Source organism: Tritonibacter scottomollicae (assembly GCF_032924845.1).
Taxonomy (GTDB): domain Bacteria; phylum Pseudomonadota; class Alphaproteobacteria; order Rhodobacterales; family Rhodobacteraceae; genus Epibacterium; species Epibacterium scottomollicae.
Window position 1 is genome coordinate 3,018,081 of the sequence record NZ_CP136704.1, and the last position, 18,329, is coordinate 3,036,409.

An 18,329-nucleotide genomic window follows, 5' to 3' on the forward strand; every position below is an offset into this window, starting at 1 on the left:
CCCGCCAATTTGGTGGGGCTTTTTTTCCTGTTCACAGTCTGGCGGCCCGACCCTGTGCAACGTCGCGCCCCAAGGCCGCTCAGCGCCCCATGACATCCTCGGCAACTGCCGAAACATCCACGCCCAAGGCCTCCAGCCCCGCCTCGATGTCATAGGCCAGGTTCGGCGTTGCCATCAGGTAATCCTCGGTTGGCGTGGTCTTCTCCTGGCGCGCCGTGTCCACAGCCTGAGTGAATTCCTCCGCCTCGAAAACCCCGCGCCCGACCCAGAGGATCGCCACCAGATCGGCCTGCTCATCCTCATTCATATCGGCAATGAAGGCGCGCAGCTCCGGCTCTGCACGGCTGATCTCGCGCGCCATCAGCGCCACCTGCTCCGCTTTGTTTGTTGCAATACCAACCATCGTGTTTGCCTCCTGCTGTCTCGCTGCTGAGGTCAGATGGTCGCGCAATGTTCGACTTGTGTCCTTGATCTGCGACAAGTCAGACCTGAGCCGACGCGCCCCGTGGTCGCCCAAAAAGCGCGAGCGGCTGACTGCGCCCGCGCAGCGGCTCCGGATCCAGCGTCACCCATTCCTCGCGCTCGGACATGGGCAGATTGGTGGCCTCCAGAACGGCTGCAGACACGATGATTTCCATGTCATTGGTCTTGGTCATCTGCTCCAGCCGCGACGCAGTATTCACCGTGTCTCCAAGGGCAGTGTACTCAAGCCGGTCTTCGTCTCCGACCACGCCGGAGAACACCTCGCCCCAGTGCAGCCCAATGCCGACATGCACATCCGGACGCCCCTCAGCATGCCGCAGCATGGACCACTCCTGCATCTCTGCCGACAATTGCATGGCACATCGCAGCGCCCGTTTCGGCGCCTCTGCGCCATCAAACAACAGCATGGCACCGTCGCCAATGAACTTGTCGACCATACCATGTGTCTGGCGGGCTGCGCGTTGAACGCGGATGCGATATTCGGTGACAAAGGCGCCGACTTCCGCCGGGTCACGTCCCTCTGCCCAGGAGGTGAAACCACGAATGTCGATGAACATCACCGCCATGTCCTGCCGCTTTCCCTGACGCAGATCATCCAGATCCTCTGTCTGCATCCGCTCGGCCAACCGCGCAGGCAGGTACCGGGTCAGCAACAGGCGTTTTTCTGTCTCGATCAGGGCGCGATGCAACAGGCCCCGCAGCGCTGCGGCCGCCACCACCAGCACCACCCCCGCGAGCAGGATCATCGCCAGTCGTACGATATTGGGCGGCACCGCCACCAGATGCTGCACACGGCTGGCGATGTCAGGTGTGATGGTAACCTCCGTGACAAAGCTGAGATACCCGAGGCCACCGACGATCAGCGCCACGCAATAGGCCTGCAAATAAGGGTTGAACCGCAACACCGCAAAGGCCAGCACAAGCGGCACCAGCCAGGTCGGAGGCAGCAGGAAGGTCAAGGCACCGGGCATCGACACGTTCTCCAGACCAACCCAGGCGTTCACCAACATGAACAGGCAATCCAGCGTCACGACGGGCCAGACCATCCAGCGCCGGAAGCGGCCACTGCGCGCCAGCCAGAGCGTCAGCGCGCCCAGCAACAGATACGAGAACATCGACAGGACCGCAAAGATCCACTGTTTGCGCAGAAAGTCCGCGATCTCCTCCGGCGGTTCGCCGACCGCGAGGAAGAAGACAACCATCAGCCCCAGTGCCACGAACATTCGAAGGATCGAGACAACTTTTTCGGCTCTCAGCTCTGCCTCGCGCAACAGGGCCGCATCAGGTGCAATCCGCCGCCGTTTCGGCAAGACCCTCATTCGCCTGGAGTTTCCAGTGCGACCACCTGGCTGACGCTGTCCTGGCTCAGCTCCTCGAAGTCGAAATTATCCAGCCGCTGCGCCCGGCGCCCGGCCTTGTCGGCGCTGATCTTGATGTCAGAGATGTCCTTTTGCGCCTGGCTGAAGTGGCGATCAAGATTGCCGACCCGATCCCCTAGCCGCTCCACATCCTTGTGCAGCAGGCCCAATTCCTTGCGGATGGCGCCAGCCTGCTCGCGCATGCGCGCGTCCTTGAGGATGGCGCGCATGGTGTTCAGCGTCGCCATGCAGGTGGTGGGCGAGACGATCCAGACCTTGAGCGCAAACCCTTCGCGCACCACATCAGAGAAATTGGCATGCAATTCGGCATAGACTGCCTCCGAGGGCAGGAACAACAGCGCGCCATCGGCGGTCTCGCCATCCAGGATGTATTTTTCCGAGATGTCCCGGATGTGTTTTCGGAGCGCGCCTTTGAGCAGCCGCGCCGCCTGCGCACGCGCGTCCTGCGTCTCGGCATTGCGCAACGCCTCATAGGGCTCCAACGGGAACTTACTGTCGATCACGATCGGCCCCGGCGGGTTGGGCAGATGGATCAGGCAGTCCGCGCGCTTGCCGTTCGACAGCGTGTATTGAAATGCATAGGCATCCGTCGGCAGCGCCTTGGACACGATATCGTTGAGCTGGATTTCCCCGAACGCCCCGCGCGTCTGCTTGTTGGACAGGATATCCTGCAGCGACAGCACATCGCCCGACAGCTTGGTGATATTGTCCTGTGCCTTGTCGATCACCGCCAGCCGCTCCTGCAGCTGCGTCAGTGAGGTGGCGGTGCGTTTGGCATTGCCATGCAGGCTCTCGCTCATGCGTTCCTGCATGTCGGAGATCGCGCGGGCCTGTTTCATCGCATTGTCCGCCAGCCGATCATTCATGCGCTGCTGCACATCGCCCAGGCGGGATTCCATCGTTTGCAAAATCTGCAGCTGCGCATTGGCCTGGGTGTCCGACACGGTCTGCAGATTGCCGCGCAGCGCCTCCTGTCCCGAAGAGAGCTGCTGCGCCACCTGGCTGAGGGTACTCATCTGCTGACCCAGCGGCTCAATCGCGCGAGCGGTGCGCGCGGCGCTGCGCATCGACTGCACAAGGAACACCACCAACAGCAGCAGCCCGGCCCCTGCGCCCAGCAGGATCAGACCTAGCGTATCCATATTGGCCACGGCATCATCCATGCCTTCCATCAGATGTTCCTTCAGCTGCGACCAAACAGGCGTTCGATATCAGCGAGTTTGAGTTCCACATAGGTCGGGCGGCCATGGTTGCACTGGCCGGAATGGGGAGTCTCTTCCATCTCGCGCAACAACGCGTTCATTTCCTCGCCGCGCATGCGCCGGCCCGAGCGGATGGAGCCATGACAGGCCACCCGGCTCAGGATCGCTTCCAGACGCGCCTGCACCAGCTGGCTTTCGCCTTGATCTGCCAGCTCGTCGAGGATGTCGCGGATCATCGCCTCTGCATTGACCTCGCCAAGGATCGCAGGGGTCTCCCGCACCGCCACGGCGTTGCCACCAAAGGCCTCGATGCCGAGGCCGAATTTCGCCAGTTCCTCCGCCACCTCCAGCAGCCGGGCACAGTCCCCCTCCGACAGCTCGATGATCTCCGGGATCAGGAGAGCCTGCGCGGCGACGCCGGTGTCCGCCATCTGGTGTTTCAGCTTTTCATAGACCAATCGTTCGTGCGCGGCGTGCTGGTCGACGATCACCATGCCGTCGCGGGTCTGGGCGATAATGTAATTCTCATGCACCTGACCCCGCGCAGCCCCCAGCGGCAGATCCTCGACGGGCTGCGTCTCCGGCTCGGCGCTGACAGGCTCTTCGACCAGGCGACCACTATAGGCGGCAGAAAATTCTGCAAAGCCCGCATTTTCCTCTGCCGGTGGCGGCGCAGGATAGGGCGGTGCGGGTGGCAGGCCGGGGGATTGCGCCGCATAAGCGCTGTTGCGCGCGCCGAGAGAGGGCCGGTCCATCTGGTAGACCCGTGGCGCCCCACTCGCGGTGGGCTGTTCGGGTCGCATCGCCCCCAAAGTGGCCCCCGCCACGGTGCTGGAAGCACGATGACCGGCCTCCGCCAGCGCATGGCGCAAGGAGGAGACGATCAGCCCGCGCGCCAGACCCGGATCGCGAAAACGCACCTCTGATTTTGCCGGATGTACGTTCACGTCGACCAGCGTCGGCTCACAATCGATGAACAGCGCCGCCGCCGGGTGCCGGTCGCGGCTGAGGAAATCCATATAGGCGGCCCGCAGCGCCCCCGTGAGCATCTTGTCCTTCACCGGCCGCGTGTTCACGAACAGGAACTGCGTCACCGCCGCACCGCGCGAATAGGTCGGCAGCGCCGCATAGCCGTAGAGGCGAATGCCCTCACGTGTGGCGTCGATCTTCAGTGCGTTTTCGGCAAATTCTCGGCCAATGACATGCGCCAGGCGCCCATGCAGCGCGTCAAACAGATCGCCACTCATGGGGTCGGCCCGGAAGGTCACGCGTCCCTCGCCACCGCCGGACACATCGCGCAGGGTAAACCCTACCGCAGGCTCCGCCATCGCCAGCCGCTTCACGGTGTCGGAGATCGCCTGGCTTTCGGCGCGGTCGGTGCGCATGAATTTCAGCCGTGCCGGCGTGGCAAAGAACAGATCGCGCAGCTCCACGATGGTACCCTGACGCAGGGCAGCGGGTTTCACCGCCTCCATCTGCCCGCCCGCCACACGGATCTGCGCCGCGTCATGCCCCTCGGCACGACTTGTAATGGTCAGCCGCCCAACCGCGCCAAGGCTGGGCAGCGCCTCGCCGCGAAAGCCGAAGGTGTGGATGTTCAGCAGATCCGAGCCGTCGATCTTGGAGGTCGCATGGCGCGACAGAGCCAGCGGCAGATCCTGAGGGGTCATGCCACAGCCATTGTCGGTCACCCGGATCAGCGTCTTGCCGCCATCGGCGATTTCGACCGTGATGCGGGTCGCCCCGGCGTCGATGGCGTTCTCCACCAGCTCCTTCACCGCCGAGGCCGGACGTTCGACCACCTCCCCCGCGGCAATGCGGTTGATGGCGCTGTCGTCCAGCTGGCGAATGACGGGAAGAGGGGCAGACGCAGCCTGAGTCACGGGATTTTCGCTGATTTGGGGGTCGATCGTAGACATAGCCCAAGATTTAGCATGCGCGAGCACGATTCTGCCACCCGGAATACACACGCCGGGTGGCCCGTGCAGCGAGCGCGCAGCCCTCGGCGGTTACACGCCCGACGGCGCCCCCGCACGCCCGCGGCAGGGGCCGAACAACGCGGCAATCGCCAGGATCACGCCGGAGATGGTGGCGATCATGCCCGCCGCGCTGACCGCATCCCCCATGCCAATCCAGAGCGGACCGTAACCCGCCAGAACATAGCCAATGATGGCCGATAGGGTGGCGAAAGCGACGCTCCAGGCGATCTGAAGTTCGAGCCGGTTGGTCATCATCCGCGCCGCGGCCGGCGGGCAGATGAACATGGCGATCACGATGATCGACCCAACCGCATCAAAGGCCGCCACGGCCGCGATCGCCGCCGTGATCACCAGCGCCAACCCCAGCAGATCAGTCCGCATCCCGATGGTACGGGCGAAGCTTTCGTCGAATGTCGCAATCTTCAGCGGACGCCAGAACAGCGCGATGAAGCCCGCCACCACCACCAGCGTCGCTGCCATGCGCGGCAGTTCGACTGGCAGATAGGCAAGCGCCTGCGGATCCAGCAGCGATCCCCAGCCGGTGCCATCCAGCCAAATCAGGCTCTCCAAGTTGCCATAGAGCGCATGTTCCACGTCCAGATGAACGGAGGACGTATCGCTCTGCTCCAGCAGCAGCACCCCGGCGGCGAACAGAGTGGTGAAGACAACGCCCATGGCCGCACCGGGTTCGATGCGGCCAAGACGACGGATCGCCTCGATCATCACCACCGCGACCACCGCCGCGCCCGCCGCACCCAGCATCATCGGCCAGGTGGAGATTGCGCCGGTCAGCAGGAAGGCCACGACAATGCCCGGCAGCGCCACATGGCTGATCGCATCGCCGATCAGCGCCTGCTTGCGCAGCAGCAGAAAATTCCCCGGCAGCGCGCAGGCCACCGCCGCAAAAATTCCGATCAGCAGCGGCGTGAGAGAGAGGGTGACGAATTCGCTGCCCATCAGAAGGCCTCCTTGGGGGTGCCGATCTCGCGATCAATCGCGGCGATCTGGTCCGGGGTCAGCACGGTTTCAATCTCGCGCAGCCCATCATAAAGCGCTGCCGCTGCCTCCTGTGCTTGATCGCGGCGCAGGATGTCCCAGCGGCGTTCGTCGCGCAGCGCCTTGGCGGCGCGGGCTTGGCCGGACCGTGTCGCAACACCATCGGCGCGCACCAACCCAGCTCGGGACAGCAGACGCAGGGTGAGCGGTTCATAGATGGTCTGGTCCTGCGCCAGCGCCAGCAGACCCTGTCGCATATGCAAGCGGCGCTGGAACCTTTGATGTCGCAGCACGGCGGCGAGCACACCTCTGTTGGGCGCCACCAGCAGCGACAGGGCAAAGAGCGCAAAGCTCATCAGAACGATGATCGGCCCGGTGGGCAGGTTCGGCGCAGAGGCTGAGATGGCCGCGCCGAGATAGGCCGCCAAAGCACCCAGAACGCCTGCAAGGATCACCACCTGGTCGGCGCGTTCGGTCCAGAATCGCGCAGCAACAGGCGGAATGATCAGCAGCGCCACGATCAGGATCAGCCCCACCACCTTGAGGCCCACCACGGTGACCGCCATCACCAGCCCCATCATCAGCATGTCGATCTTGCTGACCGGCAGGCCACGCGCGGCGGCATATTCGGGATCAAAAGCCACCATGGTCATGGGGCGTCGCGTCAACAGGACGAGGAACAGCACCGCCGCACCGCCCCCTGCGATCACCAGCGCATCGGTGTAGAGCATGCCTGCGGTGGAGCCCAACAGGAACCCCTCAAGCCCCGCCTGCCGTCCGACACCCAGCGTCTGGATCACAGTCAGCAGCACCACGCCAAAGCCGAAGAACACCGATAGCACCGCACCGATCGCCGCATCTTCGGCCAGGCGCGTGTTGCGGGTCAGCCAATTCATGCACAGCAGACCGAGGCCAGCTGATACGGCAGAGCCGGTCAGCAGAGCCGCAAGATTGCGGCCATCCCCACCCAGCGCCACGAGGACCAGGAACGCAACGCAGACGCCGGGCAGGGTGGCATGGCTCACGGCATCGGACACCAGCGCCCGCTTGCGCAGGAACAGGAAGGTCCCCGTGATCCCCGAGGCCGCGCCCAGCAGCGCCGCCCCGATCGCCACCAAAGTGGCGTTATAGCCCATTTGCAGGAACAGCGCGTCAATCAGCATGCTCCGCCTCTCTCTGTATCAATTAGATATGTCAGGTCGCAGTGGCAGTCACGCCGGCCGCGCGATCTGGTCGATCTGTGCAGTGGCCAGACGTCCGCCATAGGCCGACTGCAACGTGTCCGGAGTAAAGGCCTCAGTCACCGAGCCTTCGGCGACCTTGCGGGTGTTGATCAGGAACACATTGTCGAAGTAGTCCCGCACCGTCGCAAGGTCATGATGCACCACGACCACGGTCTTGCCCTCGGCCCGGAGCGCCTTCAGCACGCCGATGATCGCCTTCTCCGTCGCCGCATCCACCCCGGCAAAGGGCTCGTCCAGCAGGTAGAGATCCGCCCCCTGTGCCAGCGCGCGCGCCAGAAATACCCGTTGCTGCTGCCCTCCGGAGAGCTGACCGATCTGCCGGTCGGCAAACTCGCTCATGCCGACGCGATCCAGACAATCCGATGCGATTTGGCGATGGGTGCCGCGGATACGACCCAGCAGTCCCAGCTCGCGATAAAGCCCCATCATCACCACGTCGATCACCCGGGTCGGGAAATCCCAATCCACCGAGGCGCGCTGCGGCACATAGGCAATGCGCCCGCGCTGATGGTCCAGCGGGCGGCCAAAGACCTGCACCCGGCCCGAGACCGGCGGCACGATGCCCAGGGCGGCCTTCAACAGGGTGGATTTGCCGGCGCCGTTGGGACCGATAATTGCGGTCATCTGCCCCGAAACCACAGTCATGTCGACGGAGAACACCGCCGGTTTCTCGCCATAGCTGACGGTGAGGCCACGGATGGCGAGCGGACTGGTCTCCAGCCCCGGCTCGCGCGCAGCCTGTCCGTTCTGGCTGGCCAGTGAAAGTTGCATATTCAGTGTCCCGCCCCGAGTTTGCCATCCATGCCGCCTGTGGGAACATCCGCGCCCAACGCGCCGGCGATGGTGGTAAAGTTGTGGTCCAACATACCAAGATAGGTTGCCTCATAGGTGCCCTCCGCGCCCATGGCGTCGGAAAACAGCTCGCCGCCGATGACCACCTCATGATCCTTGGCCGCCGCGCCCTCGATCAAGGCACGCATGGAGCGATCCGCCACCGAGGTTTCGACAAACACCGCCTTGACCTGGCGATCCACCAGCACGTCGACCAATTCGCCGATACGGTTCAGACCGGCCTCGGACTGTGTGGAAATGCCCTGAATGCCCAGCACGTCAAACCCGTAGTCGCGCCCGAAATAGCCAAAGGCGTCATGCGCGGTGACCAGCACCCGGTTGTCATCCGGCACGCCGGCGACAACCCTGCGGCCGTAGTCCGACAGGCGGTCCAGCTCGCCCAAATGACGCTCCAGATTGGCGGCAAAGAGGTCTGTCGCCGCCGGGCGGGCCTCGGTGAGCGCCCGCGCCACTTCGCGCACCACATGTTTCCACATCTCCGGACTCATCCAGACGTGGGGGTCGAATTTGTCAGCGTAGTCATCATGGCCGCGCAGCAGGTCCTTGGGCATCGCCTCGGCCACCGGCACCACCACACGCTTGCGCGCCAGCGAATGGAAGAAGTCTTCCATCTGCGCCTCAAGGTAGAGCCCGTGCCACAGCACCAGATCGGCGCGGGTCATGGCGGCGATATCGGTGCGGGTCTGGCGATAGGCATGCGGATCCACGCCCGCGCCCATCAATGCGGTCACCGCGACCTCGGCGCCGCCGATCTGGCGCGCCGCATCTGCGATCATGCCGGTGGTGGCCACAACGGTAAGCTTTCCCTCGGCCGCCAGCCCCGGAGTCGCACTGGCCAGTGCGGCCACAGCACCCAGCCCCAGAAGAGTATGACGTCGGCTCAGCATAACGTGCTCCCTGCTCGCAAAATCTCGTTTCTCTTTCCAGCAATATGAGAACGATTCTCAACTTCGTCAATGAAAATGCGAATTATTCTCAAGAAAGGTCAATTTTTTGTCCTTTTGGTCAAAACAGAATGCGGAAAACCCATGGGAAACCTTGCATCAACGCGGTTTGGCGTGCGATTTTGGGGCAAATCTTTCGAGGACTCCCGCACATGGACAGCCAAACCGCAGACGCCCCTGCCAAAGCCGCCGCTGCATCGCCCTCAGGGGACGGTGCCGGCGTACATCTGCCCCGCAACCCCGGCATGGAGCTGGACCTGGATTGGGCACTCGGGATGGAGGCCAACACCTCCGCCATCGAACGCCGCTGCGCCAGCCTTCCCGGGCGCCGGTCGGTCAAAAAAGACCATCAGGCCGCATGGCTTTTGAAGGCGATCACCTGCATCGACCTCACGACGCTTGCAGGCGACGACACCGAGGCCCGCGTGCGGCGGCTCTGCGCCAAGGCACGTCAGCCGGTGCGCGCAGAAATTCTGTCGCAACTCGGTATGGAGGGCATCACAACCGGCGCGGTCTGTGTCTATCACGACATGATCCCGGCCGCTGCGCGGGCGTTGCACGGCACCCAGATCCCGGTCGCCGCCGTCTCCACCGGCTTTCCTGCAGGCCTGTCGCCCTTTCACCTGCGGGTCGAAGAGATCCGCGAAAGCGTGCGCGCCGGGGCCCGCGAGATCGACATCGTGATCTCCCGCCGCCATGTGCTCTCGGGCAACTGGCAGGCGCTCTATGACGAGATGAAGGCCTTCCGCGAGGCCTGCGGCGAGGCGCATGTGAAGGCGATCCTGGCGACCGGCGAGCTGGGCACCCTGCGCAACGTCGCCCGTGCCTCGATGATCTGCATGATGGCGGGCGCCGATTTCATCAAGACCTCCACCGGCAAGGAAGGGGTGAACGCCACCCTGCCGGTCTCGCTGGTGATGATCCGCGCCATCCGCGACTACTACGCACGCACCGGCTTTCACGTCGGCTACAAACCCGCAGGCGGCATCTCCAAGGCCAAGGACGCGCTGGTCTACCTCTCCCTGATGAAAGAGGAACTGGGCAACCGCTGGGTCCAGCCCGACCTGTTCCGCTTTGGCGCGTCCAGCCTGCTGGGCGATATCGAACGCCAGCTCGAACACCACGTGACCGGCGCCTATTCCGCCGGCTACCGCCACCCGATGGCGTGAGGACGAACAGATGACAATCAAAGAGATCTTCGACACCATGGACTATGGCCCCGCTCCCGAAAGCGCCGCAGACGCCTTTGCATGGCTGGTCGATCAGGGCAGCCGGTTTGGTCATTTCATCAACGGTGACTTCACCACCCCGGGCAAGGGGTTCGAGAGCAAGAACCCGGCCACCGGCGAGGTGCTGGCGGAATTGAGCCAAGCGACAAAAAAGGACGTCGACGCCGCGGTAAAAGCCGCCCGCACCGCGCAAGGCCCCTGGGCCGCGATGGGTGGATCTGGCCGTGCCACCTACCTCTATGCGATCGCACGTCTGATGCAGAAACACAGCCGCCTGTTTGCGGTGCTGGAGACGCTGGACAACGGCAAACCGATCCGCGAGAGCCGCGACATCGATATCCCGCTTGTGCAGCGCCACTTCTACCACCACGCCGGCCACGCCCAGTTGATGGACGAGGAGATGTCGGGTCGTGAGGCGCTCGGCGTCTGTGGCCAGATCATCCCGTGGAATTTTCCGCTCTTGATGCTGGCGTGGAAGGTCGCGCCAGCGCTTGCCATGGGCAATACCGTGGTGCTGAAACCAGCGGAGTATACCTCGCTCACCGCGCTGCTGTTTGCCGACATTTGCCGTCAGGCCGGCCTGCCAAAGGGCGTGGTCAACATCGTCACCGGCGATGGCGCCGTGGGCGAGATGATCGTCAATGCGGATGTGGACAAGATCGCCTTCACCGGCTCGACCGACGTCGGCCGCAAGATTCGCGAAGCGACCGCAGGCACCGGCAAGGCGCTGACGCTGGAGCTGGGCGGCAAGAGCCCCTACATCGTCTTTGACGACGCTGATCTGGACAGCGCCATCGAAGGGCTGGTGGATGCGATCTGGTTCAATCAGGGCCAAGTCTGCTGCGCTGGCTCGCGTCTCCTGGTGCAGGAGAGCGTCTCCGAGCGGTTCCACAAGAAATTGCGCGCCCGGATGAAGACCCTGCGCCTCGGCGATCCGCTCGACAAATGCATCGATGTAGGTGCCGTGGTCGATCCCGTGCAACATGCCGAGATCACCCGTCTGGTGGCCACTGCCAAGAATTGCACCGTGCATCAGAGCAAGGTCAACATGCCCGCAAAGGGCTGCTTCTTCCCGCCGACCCTGATCGAGGGTCTGTCGCCCGCCGATCCCCTGATGCAGGAAGAGATCTTTGGCCCGGTGCTGGTCACCACCACCTTCCGCACCCCGTCCGAGGCGGTCGAGCTGGCCAACAACACCCGCTACGGGCTGGCGGCGACGCTCTGGACCGAGAATGTGAACCTGGCGCTGGATATCGCGCCAAAGCTGGTCGCCGGCGTGGTCTGGGTCAATGGCACCAACATGTTCGATGCCGCCGCCCCGTTTGGTGGCGTGCGCGAAAGCGGCTTTGGCCGCGAGGGCGGTGTCGAAGGGCTGATGGCCTACACCCGACCCAAGGGCGAGACCAAGGCCCTGACACCGATTGCCGCCTTTGAGGGCGCAGAAGCCGCGACCGCCCCTGCAGGCATCGACCGCACTGCCAAGATGTACATTGGCGGCAAGCAGGCACGCCCCGACAGCGGCTACTCCAAGCCGGTCTACGGGCCAAAGGGCAACCTGCTGGGCCATGTCGGCACTGGCAGTCGCAAGGATGTGCGCAACGCGGTCGAGGCCGCCCATGCCGCCAAGGGCTGGTCCAAGACCACCGGCCACCTGCGCGCTCAGATTCTCTATTACATGGCCGAGAACCTCGCCGCGCGGGCTGGTGAATTTGCCGCCCGCATCGACGCGATGACCGGCAAGGGGGAAGGCACCGCCGAGGTCGAAGCCTCGTTGCAGCGCCTGTTCTCCGCCGCTGCCTGGGCCGACAAATACGATGGTCTGGCGCATGGTGTGCCGATCCGCGGCGTCGCGCTTGGCATGAAGGAACCTGTCGGCACCATCGGCGTGCTCTGCGCGGACGAGGCGCCGCTGCTGGGTCTGATTTCCGCCATGGCACCCGTAATCGCCATGGGCAATCGGGTGATTCTGGCGGCCTCACAAGCGTTTCCGCTGGCCGCCACAGATCTTTATCAGGTGCTGGAAACCTCCGATCTGCCTGCCGGTGTGGTCAACATCCTGACAGGCGCGCACAAAGATCTTGGCGACACCATGGCCAAGCACCTCAACCTCGATGCGGTCTGGAGCTTCTCCTCCACCGATCTGTCACAATTGATCGAGGTCGCCTCTGCCGGGAATCTGAAACGCACATGGGTCAACAACGGTCAGGCGACGGACTGGGCGCGCGATCACAGCAAGCGCTTCCTGCAAGCCGCAACCGAGGTCAAGACGGTCTGGATCCCCTACGGCGAGTGACCTGAGAACCAATCAACACAGAAACGGCGCGGCCCAGACTTGGGACCGCGCCGATTTCATTTTGCGTTGTTCGGGTGTTGATCTGCACGCGACCTCAGTGCCGAGTGCCGCAGATCAGTCCGTCGACTTCAGCCCAACGGGCTCACCGACGACCACAAACCGCAGGCCATCCGGGACCAGCAGCTCCCGTGCCACCCGGTTCACATCCCCCAGCGTCACCGCGTCGATTTTCTCATTGCGAGTCAGCACATAATCAGTCGGAAGATCGTCCATCTGCATCGACACAAGGATTGATGCAATCTGACCATTGCCGTTGAACCGCAGCGGGTAGGCACCGGTCAAATAGGTCTTGGCATCCTGCAATTCTGCCTCGGTCACGCCGTCCGCCACCAAAGAGGCCCATTGATCACGTACCACTCCGACGGCCTCTGCCATCTTCTCATTCGCCGAGGCGAGCGACCCCATATAGGTCGCGGCCAGATCGCGCGGCACCAGATAGCTGTAGACGCCATAGGTCAGCCCACGCTTGGTGCGAACTTCCTGCATCAACCGGGTCTCGAACGAGCCCCCACCCAGGATCTGGTTCAACACATAAGCGGCAAAGAAATCCGGATCCGTCCGGTCAATGCCCTTCTGGCCAAACAACGCAACCGATTGCGGCGTGGCAAAGGGCACCACCGTGACGCCACCTTCGATCATCACCTCAGCCGGACCAGGCATAGGGCTGCCCTCAGCGGGCAGATCACCCAGCAACTCGTCCAGCATCACACCCAGCTCCTCGGGCGTGATGTCGCCAACAGCACTGACATAGAGCCTGTCCCGAGCAAAAACCGCCTCATGTGCCGCAAACATGTCCTGACGTGTCAGCGCTGAAACGCTCTCCACGGTGCCGATGCCGTTTGTCCCATAGGGGTGGTCCCCAAAGGCAAGTTCGGCAAATTTGCGTCCGGCGATCGCATTGGGATCGCTCTCATCCGAACGTAGCCCCACCAAAACCTGCGCCCGGACGCGATCCAACGCATCCTGATCGAATCTCGGTTCCTGAATCGTCTGACGCAGCAGCTCCACCACCTCTTCGCTGTTCTCACTCAGAAAGCGAGCAGAAATGGAGACCGTGTCCTTATCTGCATCATAGGAGAAATTCGCAGCCAGCGCTTCGAGCGCGCGTGCGTAATCCTGCGCGCGAAGCTCTCCCGACCCCTCCTCAAGCAATCCGCCCATCAAATGTACCGCGCCCCGCTTTCCGGGCGCATCCAGTGATGTCCCGCCGCGAAAGCGCATCTCCAGTGCGGAGAAGGGGATCGTGTGATCCTCCACCAGCCATGCCTTGATGCCGCCCGGCGAGGTGACCTCTTGGATGTCGATCTCCGCCCGCGCCATCTGGGCCGCCATCAGCAGGGCAAACCCGGCCACAAGCGCCAGTGCCGCACGCTTCAGCGGGCGTAGATCCACGGTTTTTGCGCGCAGCGTTGTCATGTTCCGGCTCATTGGTCAGCCTCCTGCTGGCTCTGGGTCAGATATCCGGTGACAGAGGTCTCGGGCCGCATCACCTCTCGCGCGACGGCAATGATCTCATCCTCGGTGATCGACTGCAGCACACGCGGCCAATCCTGCACATCCTCCACCGTCAGCCCCGAGGTCAACGCACGGCCGTAACGGTTGGCGATCCGGTCCACATCATCACGGGCATAGATTTCGGAGGCGCGCAGCTGCAACTTGATCCGCTCCAACTGCTGACTGTCGACGCCTTCGGCCAAAAATTGCGTCACGGTCCGGTCCAGCGCAGCCTCTGCTTCCTCAAGCGTCACACCGTCGGCGGGCACAACAACAAAATCAAAGGTCGTGTCATCCAGTGATACCCCGGAATAGAAAGCAGCCGTATAGACCGCGACCTGCTGCTCGAATTGCAAGGCGTTGGCGAGATAGGAAGTTGTGCCCCCCCCCAGCAATTCCGACAACAGATAGAGTGCCGCAGCTTTCTCTTGGCTGGCGTGATCCCGTTCCGGTGCCAAATAAGAGCGCTGCACATAAGGCTGCGCCACCCGCGCGTCGGCAAAGGCTAGACGCCGCGCCGCGCTCTGCGGCGGTTCCTGACTGCGCAGGCGTTCGGGCAAATCGGGATTGGCGGGAATGACACCGTAGTATGTCTCGGCCAAGGCCCGCACCTCGTCTGGCCTCACATCCCCGGAGACCACCAGAATCGCGTTATTGGGCGCATAGTAGGTGCCGTAGTAGGACAGCGCGTCCTCCATCGACAGCGTTTCCATCTCGTGACGCCAGCCAATGACTGGCTGGCCGTAGCGATGATTGAGATACTGAACCGCCCGCATCTGCTCCCGGAACAGCGCCGAAGGATCATTGTCGGTGCGCTGATTGCGCTCCTCAAGGATCACTTCGCGTTCTGTCACGATGTCAGTCTCGGTCAGGCGCAGGTTCCGCATCCGATCCGATTCCATCTGCATCATCAACTCAAGGCGATCCGCCGCAACCCGCTGAAAATAGGCGGTGTAATCATAGCTGGTGAAGGCATTGTCGCGGCCACCATTGCGCGCGACGGTGGCCGACAACTCGCCCGCCTCCAGCGTATCCGTGCCTTTGAACAGCAGGTGTTCGAGAAAATGCGCAACACCGCTCTGCCCGACGGGTTCATCCGCCGATCCGGCCCGATACCAGACCATATGCTGAACAACTGGGGCCCGATGATCCTCGACAACCACAACCATCATGCCGTTTTCCAGCGTGAAGGTTGTCACCATTTCGGCCCCTGACTGTGCCTCTGCGGGCGCGGCCTCAGCAGCGGGTGCGGTCTCCTGGGCGGACAGCATGGGCGCACCAAGACCCGCCGTCATCGCCAGGGCACAAAGCGCAACCCGCCAGCTGGCCCGAAGCCCGGACCGAAACGCTGCCACAGATGTCATATGTTCTATCCTCCAGATCGATCATCCCGGCACATGCCATGGCATGCCCCAGCGCAGAGTCGGTTTCGTCTGCTGAAGATCAAGTTACGGTGCAAAACGCCAGCCACAAGCCGGTTTGCCGAAATTGTGAAGGATTATTCGCCTTCTGGCGGCGAAGAGGGGGTCGGCACACCGGCCCGACGGTACGCCGTACTCACATCCTGAGGGTCCAGCGCCTGACGCTCGTAGGTCTCGGCGTAGCGGTCGACCGGGAACAGCTTGATGTTGGCAAGAATACCGGCCCGTTTGCGATACTTCGCATCCTCTGTTGCCAGCGACTCGCGAATATCACCCTGCACGCCATATCGGCTGGCGGCCGTCACAAGCGCGCCATCGCCGGCAGGAATATCCGTGCTGCTCGGGCGTCCGCCCAAGGCCACCACTGCTTCTGCCTTGGGGTCGCGATCCGTGCGGTTGCGTCCGCCGGGGGTCGGCTCCGGCAGAGCCGCATAGCTTGACGGTTCTTCCAGCGGCTTGCTGGGCAGCACAAGAAACTCATCGGGACTGTTGCGGCGCGCATCAAGATCATGCAGCGGTTTGTTGCCACAGGCCGACAACAGCAAAACGGAACCCAGAATGATCGGTGCAGTCGCAAAGCGCATGGGGCGCGGTCCTCTTAGACGTTTCAGTCACCTCTAGCGCATATCGCGCAGGAGGTCACGCGGGCTTTTTCGCGCGGCCTTCGAACAGGATCAACCCCGCCGCGCCCGCAAAGATAAAGATATCCGCGACGTTAAAAACAAAGGGATTGTTCACGCCGCAGCAGGACATGTTGAGAAAGTCGAGCACATAACCATAAAGCACCCGATCCACCACATTGCCCAGCGCGCCACCGATCACAAGGCCGGCACAGAGCTGCATCATCCGGCTCTGGCCATGGCTGCGGCGCACCCAAAGGAACACCGCAACGCAGATCACTAGTGAGATCACCACCAGCGCCCAGCGACTTGCGTCGCTGCCGCCGTCGAACAGGCCGAAGTTGATGCCGCGGTTTTCGCCATACCGAAAAGTCAGGAGCGGCGGAGCCACGTCGAGTCGCAGCCGATTGACCAGATCGAGGCCGAACACGACCCCGATCTTGGTTGCCTGATCAATGATCAGGGCAACAAAGGCGGCAAGGTAAAGCACGTAGCTCCGCATATCAGTTACTGCTCCGGACTCAGTGACGGAAGTGACGCATGCCGGTGAAGACCATCGCCAGACCCGCCTCATTGGCGGCCTTGATGACCTCATCATCGCGCATCGAGCCACCGGGCTGGATGACGCAGGTGGCGCCATTGGCCGCCGCTTCCATCAGACCGTCGGCAAAGGGGAAGAACGCATCGGACGCCACGGCAGACCCTTTCGCGAGGCTTGCGGGCAGCTCCATCGCATCCGCCATCCGCTGCGCCTTGACGCCGGCGATGGTGGCAGAGTCCACACGGCTCATCTGGCCTGCACCAACACCCACGGTCTGACCGTCCTTCACGTAGACGATCGCATTGGATTTCACGTGTTTGGCAACTTTCCACGCAAACAGCAGATCCGCCATCTGTTCCTCGGTGGGCGCTTTTTCGGTTACCACCTTGAGGTCATCCATGGCGCGGTGGCCAATGTCCTTGTCCTGCACCAGCATGCCGCCCGAGACCTGACGGGTGGTCAGGCCTGCGTCCTGCGGGTTGGGCAGACCATCGGTGATCAGCAGGCGCAGGTTCTTCTTGGCGGCAAAGATCGCCTTGGCCTCGTCGGATGCGCCCGGCGCGATAACCACCTCGGTAAAGATCTGGGCGATCGCCTCGGCGGTTTCGCCATCCAGCGGTTGGTTCAGCGCCACGATGCCGCCAAAGGCCGAGGTGCGGTCGCAGTCGAAGGCCTTTGTGTAGGCCTCAATCAAGGTCGCGCCCCGGGCCACACCGCAAGGGTTGGCGTGTTTGATGATCGCCACCGCAGGGCCGTCCTCGGGGGCGAATTCACTCACCAGCTCAAAGGCCGCGTCGGTGTCGTTGATGTTATTGTAGGAGAGTTCCTTGCCCTGCAGCTGCTGTGCGGTGGCAACACCCACGCGGTCGCTGCCATCGGTGTAGAAAGCTGCGTCCTGATGCGGGTTCTCGCCATAGCGCAGCGTCTGCGCGATCTGTCCAGCAAAGGCGCGGCGACGCGGCGCTTCCAGGCCGATGGCACCGGCCATCCAGTTCGACACCGCCGCATCATAGGCCGCTGTGCGAGCATAGGCGTTCTGCGCCAGCCACTGACGGAACACGAAAGAGGTCTGACCGTCGTTCTGGTCCAGTTCCTCCAAGAGTACACCGTAGTCTTCGACATCCACCACGGTGTTGACGAACGCGTGGTTCTTGGCCGCCGCGCGGATCATCGCCGGGCCGCCAATATCGATGTTCTCGATCATCTCGTCATAGGCCGCACCGCGCTTCAGCGCCGCCTCGAACGGGTAGAGGTTCACCACCAGAAGGTCGATCTCGCCGATGCCATGCTCGGTCATCGCCGCCACATGGGCGTCATTGTCGCGCAGCGCCAGCAGACCGCCATGCACCATCGGGTGCAATGTTTTCACACGACCGTCCATCATTTCCGGGAAGCCGGTCACATCAGACACATCCCGAACGGCGAGACCCGCATCACGCAGCGCTTTTGCAGTGCCACCGGTCGAGAGCAGTTCAACCCCGCGCTCAGCGAGGGATTTGCCCAGCTCGATCAGCCCGGTTTTGTCAGAGACGGACAGAAGGGCGCGGCGGACGGGGTGGAGGTCGGTCATCGGTGTCAGAATCCTTGTTCAG

General features: G+C 63.0%; 15 protein-coding genes. 2 read left to right on the forward strand and 13 right to left on the reverse strand.

Going from position 1 to position 18,329, the window contains the following annotated elements:
* Nucleotides 1-79: 79 nt before the first annotated feature.
* The 8 genes from R1T40_RS15050 to R1T40_RS15085 all read right to left on the reverse strand — a co-directional run bounded on the left by R1T40_RS15050 (nt 80) and on the right by R1T40_RS15085 (nt 9,022).
* Complete coding sequence (locus R1T40_RS15050; RefSeq protein WP_317384696.1) at nt 80-403, reverse strand: DUF3775 domain-containing protein; 324 nt, start codon at nt 401-403, stop codon at nt 80-82.
* 79 nt (nt 404-482) lie between these two features.
* On the reverse strand, nt 483-1,793 hold the full coding sequence (locus R1T40_RS15055) for an adenylate/guanylate cyclase domain-containing protein (RefSeq protein ID WP_394804995.1): 1,311 nt from the start codon (nt 1,791-1,793) through the stop codon (nt 483-485).
* A gap of 5 nt (nt 1,794-1,798) precedes the next feature.
* Entirely contained in the window at nt 1,799-3,034 is a 1,236-nt protein-coding gene (locus R1T40_RS15060; RefSeq protein ID WP_317384698.1) for a DNA recombination protein RmuC, read from the reverse strand.
* 11 nt (nt 3,035-3,045) lie between these two features.
* Entirely contained in the window at nt 3,046-4,983 is a 1,938-nt protein-coding gene (gene mutL, locus R1T40_RS15065; RefSeq protein ID WP_317384699.1) for a DNA mismatch repair endonuclease MutL, read from the reverse strand.
* Nucleotides 4,984-5,073: 90 nt separating this feature from the next.
* Nucleotides 5,074-6,000, reverse strand: coding sequence for a metal ABC transporter permease (locus tag R1T40_RS15070; protein WP_317384700.1), 927 nt, complete (start codon nt 5,998-6,000; stop codon nt 5,074-5,076).
* Nucleotides 6,000-7,202 (reverse strand): metal ABC transporter permease, encoded by a 1,203-nt coding sequence (locus R1T40_RS15075; protein ID WP_106162675.1) that lies wholly within the window; start codon nt 7,200-7,202, stop codon nt 6,000-6,002. Before R1T40_RS15075 ends, R1T40_RS15070 begins: the two co-directional genes overlap by 1 nt.
* Before the next feature lie 48 nt (nt 7,203-7,250).
* Complete coding sequence (locus R1T40_RS15080; protein WP_317384701.1) at nt 7,251-8,054, reverse strand: metal ABC transporter ATP-binding protein; 804 nt, start codon at nt 8,052-8,054, stop codon at nt 7,251-7,253.
* Between the two features lie 2 nt (nt 8,055-8,056).
* Nucleotides 8,057-9,022 (reverse strand): metal ABC transporter solute-binding protein, Zn/Mn family, encoded by a 966-nt coding sequence (locus R1T40_RS15085; protein WP_317384702.1) that lies wholly within the window; start codon nt 9,020-9,022, stop codon nt 8,057-8,059.
* A gap of 209 nt (nt 9,023-9,231) precedes the next feature.
* Here R1T40_RS15085 and deoC point away from each other — a divergent pair, with 209 nt between their 5' ends.
* Nucleotides 9,232-10,248, forward strand: coding sequence for a deoxyribose-phosphate aldolase (gene deoC, locus R1T40_RS15090; RefSeq protein WP_317384703.1), 1,017 nt, complete (start codon nt 9,232-9,234; stop codon nt 10,246-10,248).
* A gap of 10 nt (nt 10,249-10,258) precedes the next feature.
* The gene (locus R1T40_RS15095) at nt 10,259-12,601 is read left to right on the forward strand and encodes an aldehyde dehydrogenase family protein (RefSeq protein WP_317384704.1); all 2,343 of its coding nucleotides are present in this window, start codon (nt 10,259-10,261) and stop codon (nt 12,599-12,601) included.
* A gap of 114 nt (nt 12,602-12,715) precedes the next feature.
* Here the strand turns inward: R1T40_RS15095 and R1T40_RS15100 are convergent, their stop codons facing one another.
* The 5 genes from R1T40_RS15100 to purH all read right to left on the reverse strand — a co-directional run bounded on the left by R1T40_RS15100 (nt 12,716) and on the right by purH (nt 18,307).
* Nucleotides 12,716-14,089 (reverse strand): M16 family metallopeptidase, encoded by a 1,374-nt coding sequence (locus tag R1T40_RS15100; RefSeq protein ID WP_317384705.1) that lies wholly within the window; start codon nt 14,087-14,089, stop codon nt 12,716-12,718.
* A complete protein-coding gene (locus R1T40_RS15105) occupies nt 14,086-15,519 on the reverse strand; it encodes a M16 family metallopeptidase (protein ID WP_317384706.1) in 1,434 nt (477 codons plus the stop codon). The genes R1T40_RS15100 and R1T40_RS15105 overlap by 4 nt, the downstream gene beginning before the upstream one ends.
* Nucleotides 15,520-15,653: 134 nt before the next feature.
* Complete coding sequence (locus tag R1T40_RS15110) at nt 15,654-16,160, reverse strand: DUF3035 domain-containing protein (RefSeq protein ID WP_317384707.1); 507 nt, start codon at nt 16,158-16,160, stop codon at nt 15,654-15,656.
* Between the two features lie 55 nt (nt 16,161-16,215).
* Nucleotides 16,216-16,698, reverse strand: coding sequence for a signal peptidase II (gene lspA, locus R1T40_RS15115; RefSeq protein WP_106162667.1), 483 nt, complete (start codon nt 16,696-16,698; stop codon nt 16,216-16,218).
* Nucleotides 16,699-16,717: 19 nt separating this feature from the next.
* Nucleotides 16,718-18,307: a bifunctional phosphoribosylaminoimidazolecarboxamide formyltransferase/IMP cyclohydrolase gene (gene purH, locus R1T40_RS15120; protein ID WP_317384708.1), complete on the reverse strand. Its 1,590-nt coding sequence runs from the start codon at nt 18,305-18,307 to the stop codon at nt 16,718-16,720.
* Between the last annotated feature and the right edge of the window lie 22 nt (nt 18,308-18,329).

Coding starts and splice junctions, on each gene's coding strand:
- R1T40_RS15110 (WP_317384707.1), bottom strand. CDS start 16,160: ATGCGCTTTGCGACTGCACCGATCATTCTGGGTTCCGTTTTGCTGTTG.
- R1T40_RS15050 (WP_317384696.1), bottom strand. CDS start 403: ATGGTTGGTATTGCAACAAACAAAGCGGAGCAGGTGGCGCTGATGGCG.
- purH (WP_317384708.1), bottom strand. CDS start 18,307: ATGACCGACCTCCACCCCGTCCGCCGCGCCCTTCTGTCCGTCTCTGAC.
- R1T40_RS15080 (WP_317384701.1), bottom strand. CDS start 8,054: ATGCAACTTTCACTGGCCAGCCAGAACGGACAGGCTGCGCGCGAGCCG.
- R1T40_RS15075 (WP_106162675.1), bottom strand. CDS start 7,202: ATGCTGATTGACGCGCTGTTCCTGCAAATGGGCTATAACGCCACTTTG.
- R1T40_RS15070 (WP_317384700.1), bottom strand. CDS start 6,000: ATGGGCAGCGAATTCGTCACCCTCTCTCTCACGCCGCTGCTGATCGGA.
- mutL (WP_317384699.1), bottom strand. CDS start 4,983: ATGTCTACGATCGACCCCCAAATCAGCGAAAATCCCGTGACTCAGGCT.
- R1T40_RS15060 (WP_317384698.1), bottom strand. CDS start 3,034: ATGGAAGGCATGGATGATGCCGTGGCCAATATGGATACGCTAGGTCTG.
- deoC (WP_317384703.1), top strand. CDS start 9,232: ATGGACAGCCAAACCGCAGACGCCCCTGCCAAAGCCGCCGCTGCATCG.
- R1T40_RS15100 (WP_317384705.1), bottom strand. CDS start 14,089: ATGAGCCGGAACATGACAACGCTGCGCGCAAAAACCGTGGATCTACGC.
- R1T40_RS15095 (WP_317384704.1), top strand. CDS start 10,259: ATGACAATCAAAGAGATCTTCGACACCATGGACTATGGCCCCGCTCCC.
- R1T40_RS15085 (WP_317384702.1), bottom strand. CDS start 9,022: ATGCTGAGCCGACGTCATACTCTTCTGGGGCTGGGTGCTGTGGCCGCA.
- R1T40_RS15105 (WP_317384706.1), bottom strand. CDS start 15,519: ATGACATCTGTGGCAGCGTTTCGGTCCGGGCTTCGGGCCAGCTGGCGG.
- lspA (WP_106162667.1), bottom strand. CDS start 16,698: ATGCGGAGCTACGTGCTTTACCTTGCCGCCTTTGTTGCCCTGATCATT.